This is a genomic window from Streptomyces aureus (assembly GCF_001418135.1).
In the GTDB taxonomy this organism is placed as follows: Bacteria; Actinomycetota; Actinomycetes; order Streptomycetales; family Streptomycetaceae; genus Streptomyces; species Streptomyces aureus_A.
The window spans coordinates 19,700-35,385 of record NZ_LIPQ01000133.1; the positions used below are offsets into that span (position 1 = coordinate 19,700).

At 73.0% G+C, this 15,686-nt stretch carries 13 protein-coding genes; 8 read left to right on the plus strand and 5 right to left on the minus strand.

Annotated features, from left to right (window positions below):
- Positions 1-87: 87 nt before the first annotated feature.
- On the minus strand, positions 88-777 hold the full coding sequence (locus AOK00_RS13270; protein ID WP_055600505.1) for a TetR/AcrR family transcriptional regulator: 690 nt from the start codon (positions 775-777) through the stop codon (positions 88-90).
- Between the two features lie 176 nt (positions 778-953).
- On the opposite strand from AOK00_RS13270, the gene AOK00_RS13275 reads away from it, so the two are divergent.
- The 4 genes from AOK00_RS13275 to AOK00_RS13290 all read left to right on the plus strand — a co-directional run bounded on the left by AOK00_RS13275 (position 954) and on the right by AOK00_RS13290 (position 6,954).
- Complete coding sequence (locus AOK00_RS13275) at positions 954-1,556, plus strand: isochorismatase family protein (RefSeq protein ID WP_055600506.1); 603 nt, start codon at positions 954-956, stop codon at positions 1,554-1,556.
- 228 nt (positions 1,557-1,784) lie between these two features.
- On the plus strand, positions 1,785-4,451 hold the full coding sequence (locus tag AOK00_RS13280) for a YfhO family protein (protein ID WP_079041978.1): 2,667 nt from the start codon (positions 1,785-1,787) through the stop codon (positions 4,449-4,451).
- Positions 4,452-4,593: 142 nt separating this feature from the next.
- On the plus strand, positions 4,594-5,559 hold the full coding sequence (locus tag AOK00_RS13285; RefSeq protein WP_055600507.1) for a glycosyltransferase family 2 protein: 966 nt from the start codon (positions 4,594-4,596) through the stop codon (positions 5,557-5,559).
- Between the two features lie 3 nt (positions 5,560-5,562).
- Positions 5,563-6,954 carry a polysialyltransferase family glycosyltransferase gene (locus AOK00_RS13290; protein WP_107097377.1) on the plus strand — a complete coding sequence of 464 codons (1,392 nt, stop codon included), beginning with the start codon at positions 5,563-5,565 and terminating at the stop codon, positions 6,952-6,954.
- A gap of 120 nt (positions 6,955-7,074) precedes the next feature.
- On the opposite strand, the gene AOK00_RS13295 is transcribed toward AOK00_RS13290, so the two are convergent.
- On the minus strand, positions 7,075-7,848 hold the full coding sequence (locus AOK00_RS13295; protein WP_055600508.1) for a VOC family protein: 774 nt from the start codon (positions 7,846-7,848) through the stop codon (positions 7,075-7,077).
- A 171-nt stretch (positions 7,849-8,019) separates the two neighbouring features.
- Here AOK00_RS13295 and AOK00_RS13300 point away from each other — a divergent pair, with 171 nt between their 5' ends.
- Complete coding sequence (locus AOK00_RS13300; RefSeq protein ID WP_055600509.1) at positions 8,020-8,847, plus strand: sulfurtransferase; 828 nt, start codon at positions 8,020-8,022, stop codon at positions 8,845-8,847.
- A 187-nt stretch (positions 8,848-9,034) separates the two neighbouring features.
- On the opposite strand, the gene sepH is transcribed toward AOK00_RS13300, so the two are convergent.
- Positions 9,035-10,069, minus strand: coding sequence for a septation protein SepH (gene sepH / locus AOK00_RS13305; protein ID WP_055600516.1), 1,035 nt, complete (start codon positions 10,067-10,069; stop codon positions 9,035-9,037).
- Between the two features lie 572 nt (positions 10,070-10,641).
- On the opposite strand from sepH, the gene AOK00_RS13310 reads away from it, so the two are divergent.
- Positions 10,642-11,460, plus strand: a complete 819-nt coding sequence (locus AOK00_RS13310; protein ID WP_367870034.1) for a hypothetical protein — start codon at positions 10,642-10,644, stop codon at positions 11,458-11,460.
- Positions 11,461-11,463: 3 nt separating this feature from the next.
- Here the strand turns inward: AOK00_RS13310 and AOK00_RS13315 are convergent, their stop codons facing one another.
- The gene (locus AOK00_RS13315) at positions 11,464-12,804 is read right to left on the minus strand and encodes a D-arabinono-1,4-lactone oxidase (RefSeq protein WP_055600511.1); all 1,341 of its coding nucleotides are present in this window, start codon (positions 12,802-12,804) and stop codon (positions 11,464-11,466) included.
- On the minus strand, positions 12,743-14,005 hold the full coding sequence (locus tag AOK00_RS13320; protein WP_055600512.1) for an MFS transporter: 1,263 nt from the start codon (positions 14,003-14,005) through the stop codon (positions 12,743-12,745). Before AOK00_RS13320 ends, AOK00_RS13315 begins: the two co-directional genes overlap by 62 nt.
- Before the next feature lie 276 nt (positions 14,006-14,281).
- Between AOK00_RS13320 and AOK00_RS13325 the strand changes: the two genes are divergently transcribed.
- Positions 14,282-15,409: a ferrochelatase gene (locus AOK00_RS13325; RefSeq protein WP_055600513.1), complete on the plus strand. Its 1,128-nt coding sequence runs from the start codon at positions 14,282-14,284 to the stop codon at positions 15,407-15,409.
- A 48-nt stretch (positions 15,410-15,457) separates the two neighbouring features.
- Positions 15,458-15,686, plus strand: a 229-nt coding sequence (locus tag AOK00_RS13330; RefSeq protein ID WP_301554203.1) for an inositol monophosphatase family protein, incomplete at its 3' end; no start/stop codon positions are given.

Sequence of the window (15,686 nt, forward strand, 5' to 3'; positions counted from 1 at the left end):
GCCGGAACTTTGCGGCGGCAGTTGACCGGCGGTTCCGTCTCCGAGGGCGGGACCTGCGGAAACGCCTCCGAGGGGCGGGACCGCCGCTCACGCCTCCGAGGGCGGCACCGGCGGAAGCAGTGCGGCGGCCAGCCGGTCGAGGGCGGCGCCGTTCGGGGTGGCCGTTCCCGTGAGGGTGCCGACCAGGGCCTGGGCGAGGACGGTCGCCGTACCGATCCGGCTGTCCTCGCGCTCGTCGCCGGTGACCTTGCCGATCACCGCGTCCCGTACCGCCGGGGACGTGTCGGAGTCGCCGAACAGGTCGGGGAACGACAGCGCCATCATGCACACGCCCACGTTGGCGGAGAGGATCGAGCGCCCCGCGAGCTCCGGGGCCGTCCGGAGCCGCCCGGCGTCACGGCAGCGTTCCACCGCCTTCAGGAGGAGCGCCTGCGCCTCCTTGACGGCCCCCGGCTTGGCGTCGCCGGTCGGTGTGAACATCAGCCGGTAGAGGTGCGGGTTGCGGAGCGCGAAGGCGACGTGGCTGTCCCAGGCCGTCTTCAGGTCCGCCACCGGATCGTCGGTGAGCGGGTTCTTGCGCTTCTCGGCGAGGAAGCGCTCGAAGCCGATGTCGGCGACCGCCGTGAGCAGGCCCTGCTTGTCGCCGAACTGCCGGTAGATCTCGGGCATGCCGACCTTCGCCCGGTCGCAGATGGCGCGGGTCGAGATCGCCAGGGCGTCCTTGCCGGCGAGGAGTTCCTCGGTGGCTTCCAGGATGCGCGCGCGTGCGGTCGACATGACTCCCACGATAACAGCGCCAACAGCCACTTGTAATCGATGATTACAAGCTGTGTTAGCGTTGAAAACATGCGGGGGTCGGGCGCCGCCCCCGGGCCGCCCGACCGTTCGACGACGCCCCGAAGAACCTCTTCCGCACCGCGATCCCTCCCTCGGCCCCTACGAAAGGAACCGCCATGACCGCCTCCACCACCCTCCGCGATGTGATCGGCCTTCCCCAGGACCTGCCCCGTCTGAGCGAGTCGGCGCTGATCATGATCGACTTCCAGAACACCTACCGGGCCGGCGTCATGCGGCTCGACGGGGCCGACGAGGCCGTGGCAGCCGGCGCGCGTCTGCTCGCCGCCGCCCGCGCCGCGGGTGCGCCCGTCGTGCACGTCGTCAACGACGCCGGCGAGGGCACTCCCTACGACATCCGGGCCGAGATCGGCGCGATCAGCGACGAGGTCGCCCCGGTCGAGGGCGAGAAGGTCGTCGTCAAGCAGTTCCCGAACGCCTTCCACGCCACCGACCTCGAAGAGACCCTGAAGGACCTCGGCGTCAGCGGCGACCTGGTCATCGCCGGGTTCATGACGCACATGTGCGTCCTCTTCACCGCGCAGGGCGCCTTCAACCTCGGCTACCGCCCGACCGTGGTCGCCGAGGCCACCGCGACCCGCCCCCTGGAGGGCCCCGACGGCACCGTCACGGCGTCCGAGGCGCTCCGGGCCGCGAGTCTGACGACGGTCACCGACCTCTTCGGCACGGTGGCCCGCACGGTCGACGAGCTCGTCGCGTAACGGGTTCTCCCGGTCGGCAAGGGGGGCCGCCCCGTCCGGCGGCCCACGCCGCGATCCCGCCCGGCCTTTCCCCGTTGCCTCCCGGCCTCGCGACACCGGGAGTTCACCCGAGGTGTGCCGGAACACCGCCTGATGATCGGTTACGGGACGCCCGACTCGGCGGTAATGGCGGTCGGCCCGTGACGGATCACCCGGGCGCTCCCGACCCGTACGCCCCCTGGAGGACGTGTGCCCCCCGCCGCCGAGAGCGTGCTCGACGAGGTCGACGGCGAGGAGGGGGCGGGCGGCCCGAAGCCTGCGCCCGGCTCCCCGGGGCGCCGGCTGCGCGCCCCGGCCGTCGCCGGTCCGCTCGCGGCCGCCCTGCTCACCGCCGTACTGCTCGCCCTCGCCACCCGGCTCTCGCGCGGCTACCCCTTCGGCCCGGTGACGAGGAACATCGTCGACCTGGGCCAGCAGTACCTGCCGTTCCACGCGTACTGGCGCTCGTTCCTCCTCGGGGAGACCCACGGAGACGCCTTCCTCAACTGGAACTCCGGCTTCGGCGCCAACTTCCTCGGCGACATCGGCACCTATCTGAGCAGCCCCTTCGACCTGCTCGTCGTGCTCTTCCCGGCGGACCGCGTCGAACTCGCCCTGTATGTCGTCACCGCCGTCAAGATCACCGCGTCCGGGGCGGCGATGGCGCTGCTGCTCCTGCGGATGCGCCCCGGCCCCTGGCCGGTCGCCGCCGTGCTCGGCAGCGCGTACGCCCTCTCGGGCTGGACCTTCAACTTCGGTGCCACCGTCCCGATGTGGCTCGACGGACTCGTCGCCTTCCCGCTGCTCTGCCTGGTCGGCGAGTGGGCCCGCACCGGGCGCCGCCCCGTCCTCGGCCCCGTGGTGGTCGCCCTGGCCTGGACCGCGAACTTCTACACGGCCTACATGGCGACCATCGGCGCCGCCGTCGTCCTGCTCGTACGGCTCCTCACCGCCGGGGAGACGTCCGGCGCGCGGCAGCGCCTCGCCGGGGCCCTGCGTGCCGCACGGGGCGTGCTCATCGGCATCGGCCTCGCCGCGCCGCTCGTCGTGGTCGTCTTCCTCGGCACCAAGGTCGCCGACCCCACCCCCGAGTCCACCTTCGCGCCCGCCGCCTGGGTGGAGGTCCTCGCCAGGTTCCTGCCGGCCACCGCGAGCCTCGCGAGCCCCGCCCTCTTCATCGGTACGCCCGCGCTCGCGCTCGCCCTCACCCTGCCCTTCAACGGAGCCGTCGCCCCGCGCGTGCGGGCCGGCTGGTCGGCCGCGGTCGTCCTGGTGACGCTCTCCCTCCAGTGGGAACCGACCCATCTGCTCTGGCACGCCGGCGCCTCGCCCAACGGCGGCCCGTACCGGCAGACCTTCGTCCTGTGCGGGCTGCTGATCGTCGCGGGCTGGTTCTCGGCCGCCCGGGGCGTGCCGCGCCCGCCCGCGCTCCTCGCGGGCGGCACTCTGCTCGGGCTCCTCGCGTGGGCGGCCCACGGCAGCGTCGACATCGACCGCTGGACCTACCCGGCCTTCGGCGTGGCCGCGGCCCTCGCGCTCGCCGCCGCCCTGGCGGCCCTCCCGCACACCCGTGGCGCCACGGCCGGCGCACCGCCCGCTTCCGGCACCGCACCCGTCCCTCCCGCGCGCGGCACGGCCACCGCGCGCCTCCTGCCCGTCCTCGCCGTCGTCCTCCTCGTCGCCTCGCAGGGCGGAGAGGCGGCCGTCACCGGGAAGCGGATCGAGGAGCAGCAGCGCGACGAGGTCGCCTGGTCCCCCCGGATCGGCCCCTGGCACAGCGCCGTGGCCGACGAGGTGGCCCGCGCGGACGCCTGGCCGAAGTACCGGACGGAACCCGGCGAGGTCCCCGGCGGCAACGACGTCCTGATCGTCGGCGGCCAGGGGGCCGACTACTACAGCAGCCTCACCGCCGAGGTGACCTCCCGCACCCTCGCCTCCCTGGGCTTCGGCCACTACGCGAAGGGCCGCCACCCGGTCACCCTCGACAACCCGGTGACCGACGCCCTGTTCTCCATCGGCACCCGGGTCCGCTCGGTGCCCACCGAACCGGTGCGCCAGGACGCACTGCCCCGGGCGACGGTGTCCGTCGCCACCACGCCCGTACCGCCGCTGGTCACCGTCCGTCCGGCGAAGCGGCCGGCCACCCACCCCGGGGACTCCGCGTTCGCCGAGCAGGAACGGCTCCTCGGCGCCGACGTGTACGAGCTGCCGCCCGTCACCCGTGACGGACGGACCGTCAGCGCCCGCTGCCCTGCGGGCTCCCAGGCCTGGTTCTGGGCCCCCGAGTACCGCGGCGGCGCGACCCTCGCGGGGGAGCCGCGCGTGGACTTCGAAGGCAAGCCGCCCGCCGTCCGGGCCCCCATGCGGCCCCTCGGCACGGTGCCCGGTTCCGGCGAGGTACGGATCGAGCTGAGCCCCGAGCGCAAGGTCCGGCTGCCCCGTCAGCCCGTCGGCTGCCTGGTCCGGGCCCGGCTCGACTCGGCGGTGCGGCAGCTGACCGCCACCGGGGCCACCGAGGTGCGCGCCACCGGGCACACCGTCACGGCGGAACTGCCCCCGGGCAGCACCGGGACCGCGGTGCTCGCCGCGCCCCGCATCTCCGGCTGGCGCTGCGTGGCCGGTGACGCGGAGCCGCGCCCGGCGCGCGCGTACCAGGGGCTCGTCGCGATCCCGCTCGACGGCCGGGCGAACACGGTCACCTGCTCCTTCCGTCCGCCGGGTCTCACGCTCGGCGGCGCCGTCGGCCTGACCGCGCTCCTCGCCCTGATCACGACGGGAGTCCTGCACCGGCGGGCCGGGCGGCGGGCGGGACTTCCGGCCGATCGGACGTCCGGACACGGGGCCGATCCGCGGGCCGGTCAGCGCGCCGACGGGTGAGGCCGCTTCCGCACGGACTTTCCACGGGAGACGCCAAGAGTTCACCCGGAGTGCACACGCGGATCGTTCGCCCGGAAAAGTGGAGCGTTACCGTACCCGCCGTAGCGGCGTTTAATTGTTCGATTCAGTATGGGGATTCCGAGTGCCGAAACTGTCCGTCGTCGTACCGTTCCACAATGTCGGAGCCTATGCGCCCGACACTCTGCGCAGTCTCGCGAACAACGCGGATCCGGAATTCGAGTTCCTGCTGATCGACGACTGCTCGACGGACGACACCCCGGAGATCCTCGACCGCTGGCGCGACCGGCTTCCGAACGCCACCGTCATCCGGCACGAGACGAACAGCGGTGTCGCCCAGGCGCGCAACACGGGAATCGACGCCGCGCGCGGGGAGTACATCACCTTCCTCGACGGCGACGACTGGTACGCGCCCGGCCACCTGAAGGCCATGGTGACCGGAATCGAGCGGCTGGACTGCGACTTCGCCCGCACCGACCACGTCCTCTCGGAAGGCCGGAAGCGGAACATCCGCTATGCCCCCGCCAAGCGCCGCGACACTGTGATGGACCCCCGCGACGGAATCTCGCCGGCCAGCATGGTGACGATGGTGGACTATCCCTTCGTCCCTTTCGGCATTTACAGCTCCCGTCTCTTCCAGAACGGCGAATCCCGTTTCGAGACGTCCCTGCGAACGGCCGAGGACCGCCTCTGGGTCTGGCGCCTCCACCTCGCGGCGCGCACCTTCGCGGCGCTTTCCCTGCACGGTGTCTTCTACCGCCGGGGCGTCACCACCTCGCTCACCCAGATCACCGACAACCGGCAGCTGGACTTCATTCCGTCGTACGACACCCTGCTCGCCGACGTCTCCCGTGACGCGGAGGCGGACCGGTTCCTCCCGAAGGCGGTCCGCACCTACTGCGCGATGATCGCCTTCCACATGGGCAAGGTCGGCACGTACGAGCCCGCCGTCGCCGAGCGGCTCCGCGTCGACGTGCGCGACGCGCTGCACCGGATGCCGCAGCAGGTCCTCGAAGAGACCCTCTCCACCATGGACACCCCCCGCAGCACCCTCCTCCGGAGCCTGCGCGACACCGTAAGGACCGCCTGACCCATGGCCCCCGCCCCCGCCGCCGACAAGGCACCGGCGCTCGACCCGGCCACCGACGGCCGCCCGGTCCAGATCTTCCAGGTGTCCACCCTGTACGGCGCCGCCACCCTCGCGGCCTCGCTCGACTCCGGCCAGTTCGGCCCCCGTGAGGACCACCGCCGGCTCCTGCTGATCTCGCGCAACGCCGAGATCCCGGAGACCGCGCCGCGCATGGAGACGATGACCGGCTACGAGCGGATCGCCGGCCGTTTCGACGAGGTCCTCGACTGGAACGAGACGATCCACCCGTACCACCCCGCCGCCTGGGCCCCCCGCCCCGAGGACGCCCCGCTCTGGCAGCGCGTGATGCGCACCGCGTGGGACCTGGGCACCGCCCCGGTGGAGCTGATCGTGGAGTCCATCCAGGTCAATCCCGCCAAGGCGCTGGCCGGCTGCTTCCCCGAGAGCGCCGTCCACGTCTACGCGGACGGCCTCATGAGCTACGGCCCGACCCGCAACGACCTCGCGCAGTCCATCGCCTGCCGCATCCGGCGCGTCCTCCACCTCGACCTGGTGCCGGGCCTGCGCCCCCTCCTCCTGAGCGAGTACGGCGTGGAGCCGGAGCTCGTCCCCGACGACGCCTTCCGCGCGGTCCTCGCCGAGATCGCCGAGGAGGCGGCCGACCACCCCGAGATCGTCCGGGCGGCCGCCGCAGAGCCCACCGCCCTGATGCTCGGCCAGTACCTCGCCGCCCTCAACCTCCTCACCGCCGAGGAGGAGGAAGAGCTGCACGTACGGATGCTCCGCGGCGTCACGGCCGCCGGACACCGCTCGGTGGTCTTCAAACCTCACCCGTCCGCGCCCGCCCACTACTCCAGGGCGCTCCAGGAGGAGGCGGACCGGTCCGGCGTACGGCTCACCGTCCTCGACGGACCGCTGCTCGCCGAGACCTTCTACGAGCGGTGCAGGCCCCGGCTCGTCGTCGGCTGCTTCTCGACCGCGATGTTCACCGCCGCCGTCTACTACGGCGTCCCCATCGCGCGCGTGGGCACGGTCGAGGTCCTCGAACGGCTCACCCCCTTCGAGAACAGCAACCGGATCCCGCTCACCGTCGTCGACCACCTGGTCGCCGACCTGGAGCAGGGCGAGGAGCCCGCGGTCCCCGGAGCGGCACCGGACTCGCTCACCCCGCTCGTCCGCGCCGTCGGCTACTGCATGCGGCACAAGAGCCACCCGGGGATGCGCGAGGAGGCCACCCTCTTCCTCGCCGAGCACCACGGCGACCCGGGGATCGCGCACCACTTCGACGGCGAGCGGCTGACCCGGCTCGGTCTGCCGGGCGGCACGGAGACGCCGACGCGGAGGGGCGGCATGCGGTCACTCCGCCGGACTCTCGCACGGTCCCGACGGAGCTGAACCGGTCAGGCCCTGACGGGGCTGGACCGGCCGACCCGGTCCCGACGGGGCTGAACGGCCGGTAGGCCGGTACACCGGCTCGGGCCACCGGGCAGCCGTGCGGGCGGCGGCCTCCCCGGATCACCTGGCGGGGGACTTGACGAGGGTGAAGACCGCGCCCTCCGGGTCCGCCACCAGGGCTGACCGCCCCGCCGTGGCGTCGCGCGGCGGCCGCAGCACATGGCCGCCGAGCTGCAGGACGAGCCGGGCGGCCGCGTCCGTGTCGGCGACCTCGAAGTACGTCATCCAGTGCGGGCCCCGGTCCCGGGGCAGCGCGTTGCCGACGCCGTGCAGCGAGGCCACCGGGAGTCCGTCCACCAGGAGCGTGGTGTAGTCGTGGTCGGCGGACACGACCGGCTCCGTCTCGAAGCCGAAGACCGTCCCGTAGAACTTCCCGACCGAGGACGTCTCGTACGTGAGGAGCTCGTTCCACACGGGGGTCCCGGGCGGTCCCGCCGTCGCCGTGCCGTGGTGCGCCTCCGCCTGCCAGACGCCGAAGACCGCGCCCACCGGGTCGGAGCAGACCGCCATCCGGCCGGCCTCACCCGCGTCCAGCGGGCCCACGGCCACGGTGCCGCCGCAGCAGCGGATGCTCTCGGCGGTCTCGTCGGCGTCGTCCGTGGCCAGATAGGGGGTCCACGCGATCGGCAGATGCCGGTCGGGCGGCAGCTGGCCGATGCCCGCCACCTCCTTGCCGTCGAGCAGCGCGCGCACGTACGGGCCGAGATGCTGTGGACCGGGTTCGAACTCCCAGTCGAAGAGTGCGTTGTAGAACTCCTGCGTGGCCTCAATGCCGTGCACCATCAAGCTCACCCAGCAGGGTGTGCCGGGTGTGCGCCGAGTCGCCTCGGTCATCGTGACTCTCTCCTCGGACCGTCGTCGTGCCCGTGCCCCCGTCCGATGGTGTCACCGACGGGGCCGTGGCGCGCCCCGGTCGCACCAAAGAGTGGCGATCCCGCTGCGACGACGCGGGGAGGACGCCGGGTTCGTCCCCCGCGGCAGCGCGGCTGCGCGAGGATGGCACCCATGAACCCCATCATCGTCGTAAGCGAACTGCTGAGCGAGTCGGCCGGGGCCCGGCCGCCGGTTCTCCTGGACGTCCGCTGGACGCTGGGCGGCCCGCCCGGACGTCCGGCGTACGAGGCCGGACACCTTCCCGGCGCGGTCTACGTCGACCTGGACACGGAACTCGCGGGCCCGCCCGGCGACGGCGGACGCCACCCGCTGCCCGACCCGGAGGCCTTCGGGGCCGCGATGCGCCGGGCGGGCGTCTCCGCGGACACCCCGGTCGTGGTCTACGACGGCGGCCTCGGCTGGGCCGCGGCCCGCGCCTGGTGGCTGCTCCGCTGGGCCGGCCACCCGGACGTCAGGGTCCTGGACGGCGGCCTCGCGGCCTGGACGGGGGAGCTCACGGAGAAGGTGCCCACGCCGGAGCCGGGCGACTTCCGGCCGGAGCCGGGCGCGCTCGGGCTGCTCGACGCCGACGCGGCGGCGGCGTTCGCCCGCTCGGGGCTGCTCCTGGACGCGCGGGCCGCCGAGCGCTACCGCGGGGACGTGGAGCCGATCGACCGGGTCGGCGGGCACATCCCGGGCGCGGTCTCGGCCCCGACGACGGAGAACGTGGACGCGGAGGGCCGCTTCCTGGGCGCCGACACCCTGCGGGACCGTTTCGCCTCGCTCGGTGCCGCCGGGGGGACCCCGGTCGCGGTCTACTGCGGCTCGGGAGTCTCCGGGGCGCACGAGGTCCTCGCCCTGGAGATCGCGGGCATCCCCGCCGCGCTCTACGCGGGCTCGTGGTCGGAGTGGTCCGCCGATCCCGCCCGTCCGGTGGCCACGGGCCCGGACCCGCAGTAGACCTCCACAGCACGGAACCCGCGGCCTCCGTAACGCCGGACCCGCGGCAGTGCTCCGTACCGCGGTGGTACTCCGCACCTGGAACCCGCGGTAGTGCTCCGCACCCGGAACCCGCAGGGGTCCCCCGCACGCGGAGGAGGGCCCGCGCCGGTCCGGCGCGGGCCCTCCTCCCGTACGGCCGCAGCCGTCAGTCCTGCTTCTTCCTGCGGGTGCCGAAGACGATCTCGTCCCAGCTCGGCACCGCCGCGCGGCGGCCCGGTCGGACGCCGTCCGCCTCGGCCTGGCGGTCGGTGGTGCCGGTGAGGCGGTCCCGGTGGCCCGAGACCGCGCGGGGCATGAGGACATCGGCGTACGCGGAACCGGCACCCGCCGAAGCGGCCGGGGCCGGCGGCTCCTCCGCCTCGGCCTCCTCCGCGGGCTCCGTGTCCGGGGGCTCGGGCACGACCATGTCGCCGCGGAAGCTCGGCACGGCCTCCAGGAGGCTCGTCAGGGAGTCCCGCTCCTCCTCCGGCTCGGCGGACGCGGACGCCCGCTCCAGCTGGCGGTGGTCGAGCTGACGGTCCAGGGCGCGGTCCAGCGGCCTGTCCCGGGGCAGCCGGGCGATGCGCGGGACGAACGGGAAGCTCGGCTCCGGCGCGGCGGCGATCGTGTCGTCCGTCTCGCCGATCAGGGCACGGGCCTCGTCGTCCACGGCCTGGACGAGCCGCCGGGGCGGGTCGTACGTCCAGCTGGCCGTGTGGACCTCGCCGGCGACGCGGTAGACGAGCAGCACCTCCCAGGTGCCGTCGTCGCGGCGCCAGGAGTCCCACTGCACGGTGTCCTTCTCGGCGCCGCGCAGCAGCAGCCGCTCCTGGACCGCCTCGCCGAGCTGGGGGCCGCTGTTCTCACCGGGCCTGCGGACCGGGGTCTTGCGGGCACGCTCCGCCATGAAGGCGCGCTCGGCGAGCACGGGGCCCTCGAACCGGCGCACGCGGTCGACGGGGATCCCGGCCATTTGGGCGACCTCCTCCGCGGAGGCACCGGCTCGTATCCGTGCCTGGATGTCGCGGGGGCGGAGGTGGCTCTCCACCTCGATCTCGATCTGGCCGAGGCGCGCGCGGTCGTTGCGCACGGCGGCGCGAAGCCGCTCGTCGATCGGAAGTGTGTACTCCGTGCTGTCAGCAGCCTTCAGCACCAGTCGTGTGCCGTCGTTGGAGACGGCCACGACACGCAGTTCGGGCATGGGGACCTCCCGGGTGGTGCCTGCCGACGTCACGTGCGTCGCTGCTTCCGCTAGTCGAGTGTGGCCTGCCCGGGTGCAGCCTGCCACTACCTTGCCGAGTTGCCCGGCGTGTCGGGCGTGGACCCTGGAACGCCGTTATGACACGGTTACCCGTTGGCTACCCGGAGTGACAGGCGGTCACTCTGTGCAGTCGGTTCCCGTGCGATGCCGCGGCGCCGCCGGTCGAGCGCCGTGTCCGGCCCCCTCCCCTTGATCCCGGGCACCCGTGAAGGCGTCCGGACCCAGGGTTCGTCAATGTACTCCATTCGGGCCACCTGGGTGGACCGGCGCGCCGCCCAACTTCTCGGGCGGTACGGGAGTTGAGTCTCCGCGATCTTCCCCCTTACGTGTCGCTCTTCACAGAAAGAGCAGAAACGGAACTATTCCCTTCGCCCATTTGTCCCTTCTGGGTGCAAGGCGAACGGATGAGCCGTCAGGGGCTGGATCAGGGGTTGGAGATGCGTCACAGGCCGGATACCGACACGGACGAGCGGGAGGAGACGGAAAGCGGGAGGAGAAGGATCGACCTGAGTGTGGCTCAGGTCTCGGGCAGCGCCCTGGCCGCGGTCATCGCCGCCAAACTCGCCTCCACCCTCGGCGTGTACGGCACCATCCTCGGCGCCGGTGTGATCAGTGTCATCGCCACCTGCGGCGGTCCGCTCTTCCAGCACCTGTTCCGGCGCACCGGAGAGCAGGTCCGCGACGCGACGGTCGCGCACAAGCCGAAGGCCCGTAAGGTGCCGCTCGCGCCAGGGCCGCGGGACGACCGCACCCTGACGCCGGGAACGTTCCGGGCACCCGCCCCGTACGCCGAGGAGCTCGACGAGGAGTTCGGCACGGCGACCACGCACGGCACCCGGGTCCGCGGCTGGAAGCGCCCGGCGATCGCCGCCGCGCTCGTCTTCGGCGTCACCATGGGCGGCATCACCACCTACGAACTCGTCTCGGGCCAGGACTTCAGCGGCAAGCAGGGCACCACCACGTTCGGATCCGTCGTCCGAGGCGATGGCGGTTCGGGCCGGGAGGCACCCCCGGCCGGGGACGAGGACCGCTCGACCACGCCCTCCGGATCCGCCGACGGCACCGATCGGCCGGACGACGGCGCCGGCAGCCCCTCGACGGACGCCACCCCGACCCCGGGCGACCGGGGGGACGAACAGGACGGCACCGCGACCGCCTCACCCGAGCCGACGCCCTCCGACCCGGCCGGCGGCGAGCCGACACCCACCCCGACGCCCACGGCTCCGACGACGGAACCGACCACTCCGACCCAGGACCCGACCACCGGGACGGTCACGCCGGAGACCCCGTCGGCCCCGACCCCGGCGGGTGCCGGGGCGGGAGCCGAGTGACCGTCAGTCGCCCAGGACCCGGCGCAGATGGTCGTTGGCGAAGAGCCGGTCCGGGTCGAGCCGGTCCCGCAGCGCCGTGAACTCGGCGAAGCGCGGGTAGACCTCGGAGAAGTAGGCGGCGTCGCGGGTGTGGACCTTGCCCCAGTGGGGGCGGCCCCCGTGCGCCGTCATGATGCGCTCCACCGCCGTGAAGTACGCGCGGTGGGGCGTGCCCTTGTAGAGGTGGACGGCGATGTAGGCGGTCTCCCGGCCCGAGGCCGTCGACAGCGCGATGTCGTCCGCCGGGGCCGTCCGCACCTCGACGGGGAAGCTCACCTTGAGCGGCGAGCGCTCGACCATCGCCTTGAGCTCGCGCAGCGCGGCCACAGCCGCCTCACGCGGGAGGGCGTACTCCATCTCCAGGAAGCGCACCCGGCGCGGCGAGGTGAAGACCTTGTACGGGATGTCGGTGTACGTACGGGCCGACAGGGCCCGGCTGGAGAGCTTGGCGATCGAGGGGATGACCGGCGGCACCGCGCGGCCCAGCGAGCAGGCCACCTGGAAGAGCCCGTTGGAGAGCAGCTCGTCCTCGATCCAGCCGCTGACCTTTCCGGGCGGGGCCGCCGGGCCGGCGCTGCGGTTGTTGCGCTTGGTGTTGCAGTTGTTTGTGTGGGGGAACCAGTAGAACTCGAAGTGCTCGTTCTCCGCGTGCAGCGCGTCGAACTCCGAGGTGACCCGGTCGAAGGTCATCGGCTCCTCGCGCGCGGTGAGCAGGAAGACCGGCTCCACCGCGAAGGTGATCGCGGTGACCACTCCGAGGGCGCCGAGCCCGATCCTGGCGGCCGCGAAGACCTCCGGATTCTCCTTCTCCGAGCAGGTCATCAGCTCGCCCGAGGCCGTCACCAGCTCCAGCTCGCGGATCTGCGCGGCTATCGAGGCCGAGTCGCGGCCCGTGCCGTGCGTCCCGGTGGAGGTGGCCCCGGCGACGGTCTGCTCCATGATGTCGCCCATGTTCGTGAGCGACAGGCCCTCCCGGGCCAGCGCCACGTTGAGCCGCTTGAGCGGGGTGCCCGACTCGACCGTCACGGTCATCGACTCGCGGTCGACGCGCCGGATCCCGGTCAGCAGACCGGGCCGGATCAGGACGCCGTCGGTGGCCGCGATCGAGGTGAAGGAGTGGCCGGTGCCGACCGTCTTCACCCGCAGCCCGTCCTCGGCCGCCCGGCGCACCGCCTCGGCGAGCTCCTCGGCCGAGGCCGGGCTCACCTCCCGCACGGGGCGGGAGGTGACGTTCCCCGCCCAGTTACGCCACGGGCTGTCCGCCGTCCTGGCGCTGCCCGGCCCCGCTGTTGTCGTCCCGCTCACGCTGCCCCTCCCGGTTCGGCGCCGGCCTGCGCAGCCGGCGGTGTCCGAGGAGACCCACCGCGACCGCGAGCGCGCCCGAGACGACGGGCACCACGTACCCCGCCTCGGCCCCCGACGCGTCGACCACCCAGCCGGCGGCCGAGGAGCCGAGCGCCACACCGATCGCGAGGCCGGTACCCGTCCAGGTCATGCCCTCGGTCAGCTTGGTGCGCGGTACGTGCGCTTCGACGAGGGCCATGGTGGTCACCATCGTCGGTGCGATGGACAGGCCCGCGACAAAGAGCGCCACGGCCAGCAACGGCAGGTTCCCGGCCAGTAGGAGGGGGATCATACTCACGGCCATCGCGCAGATGCCCAGGAGCCAGCGACGGGAAGGCTCGCTCTTCAGGTGGAGCAGTCCGAAGACGGCGCCGGCCAGACCGGAACCCAGCGCGTAGACGGCCAGCACGAGACTGGCCGCGGCCTTGTGGCCCTGCTCCTCGGCGAAGGCCACGGTCACCACGTCGACCGAGCCGAAGATGGCGCCGGTGGCGACGAACGCGAGGGCGAGCACCTGGAGGCCGGGGGAGCGGAGCGCGGAACCGGTCCTGGCGCCCTGCTGGGGGTGCGGGACGGGCTCGGTGGCGCGCTGCGAGGTCAGCCAGAAGACACCGACGGTCAGGAACACCCCGGCGAACAGCGGGCCGGCCTCGGGGAACCAGGTCGTCGACAGTCCGATCGAGAGGATCGGGCCGAAGATGAAGCACACCTCGTCGACGATCGACTCCCAGGAGTAGGCCGTGTGCAGGCGCCGCTCGTCGCCGCGGTAGATCTCCGCCCAGCGGGCCCTGGTCATCGCGCCGACGCTAGGCACACAGCCGATCACGGCGGTGAAGGCGAACAGCGTCCAGTCCGGGGTCCGCTGCTGTACGCAGAGGAGGAGACCGGCGGCGGCCACGAGCGAGACGAGCGTCACCGGGCGGAGCACCCGGCGCTGACCGTGCCGGTCGACGAGCCGGGAGACCAGGGGGCCGAGGACCGCGGCGGACGCCGCGAGCGTCGCGGAGAGCGCGCCGGCCAGCCCGTACCGGCCGGTGACCTGCGAGATCATGGTCACGATGCCGATGCCCATCATGGACAGGGGCATCCGGCCGAAGAACCCGGCGACGGAGAACGACGTGGTGCCTGGCGCCTTGAAGATCGCGCGGTAGGGACTGGGCAAGAGGCTCTCCGGATCTCCGTGCTTCGGAGCGGGCTCCGCGCGACGACTCAACACGTGTAATTAATAGCTAAAGCCTACGGTGTTGAAGTCGATGGGTCATCCCCCTTTTTCGGACGGCCGCCGGAGGGGACGGCGGCACGTGACCACCGGACGTGACCACCGGACGTGACCACCGGACGTGACCACCGGACGTGACCACCGGACGTGACCACCGGTCGAGCGCCGTCGGACGGGCCGCGCCGTCCCGTGCCGGGGGCGGGTGGGAGGATCGGTGCCATGTCCGATCAGCACGATCCCGCCCCGTACGACGCCCTGCTGCTGCTCTCGTTCGGCGGCCCCGAGGGCCCGGACGACGTGGTCCCGTTCCTGGAGAACGTGACGCGCGGCCGAGGCATCCCGAAGGAACGGCTCAAGGAAGTGGGGCAGCACTACTTCCTCTTCGGCGGCGTCTCCCCGATCAACGACCAGAACCGCGCGCTCCTCGACGCGCTGCGGACGGACTTCGCCGACGCCGACCTGGGGCTGCCCGTCTACTGGGGAAACCGGAACTGGGCCCCGTACCTCACCGACACCCTCCGCGAGATGGTCACCGACGGCCGGCGCCATATCGCCGTCCTCACGACCAGCGCGTACGCCTCCTACTCCGGCTGCCGCCAGTACCGCGAGAACCTCGCCGACGCGCTCGCCACCCTCGAGGCGGAGGGGCTCCCGCTGCCCCGGGTCGACAAGCTCCGGCACTACTTCAACCACCCCGGCTTCGTCGAGCCCATGATCGAGGGCGTCCTCGCCTCCCTCGCCGAACTCGACCCGTCCGTCCGCGCCGGGGCCCACCTCGCCTTCACCACCCACTCCATCCCCGACTCCTCCGCCGACTCCTCGGGACCGGTCACCGAGCACGGCGACGGCGGGGCCTACGTCCGCCAGCACCTCGACGTCGCCCGGGTGATCGCCGACGCCGTCCGCGAGCGGACCGGGAACGACCACCCCTGGGAGCTCGTCTACCAGTCCCGCAGCGGAGCCCCGCACATCCCCTGGCTGGAGCCCGACATCTGCGACCACCTGGAGGCGCTGCACGGCGCCGGGGCGCCCGCGGCCGTCATGGTCCCCATCGGCTTCGTCTCCGACCACATGGAGGTCCTCTACGACCTCGACACCGAGGCCACGGCCAAGGCCGCCGAACTCGGCCTGCCCGTCCGGCGCTCGGCCACCGTCGGCGCCGACCCGCGCTTCGCCGCCGCCGTCCGCGAACTCCTCCTGGAGCGGGCCGCGCACGAGCGGGGGGCCCGGGTCGAGCGGTGCGCGCTGGGCGCCCTCGGCCCCTCCCACGACCTGTGCCCGATCGGTTGCTGCCCGGCCAGGGCGGAGCGCCCTGCGGCGGCCGGCGCCGACAGCCCGTACGCGTAAGGAACACCCGTGACAGAGATGGCCGACGACGTGACCGAAGGGACCGACGTGACCGACCCGCTGCTCACCGAACTGCTCGACCTCGCCCTGGAGGCCGCACGGCGGGCCGGAGCGCTGCTGCGCGACGGCAGGCCGGACGACCTGGCCGTGGCGAAGACCAAGACGAGCCCCATCGACGTCGTCACCGAGATGGACATCGCCGCCGAGAAGCTGATCACCGGCTTCCTCGCCGAGGAAACCGTCCCGCGGGCGGTGGTCGGCGAGGAAGCCGGTGATC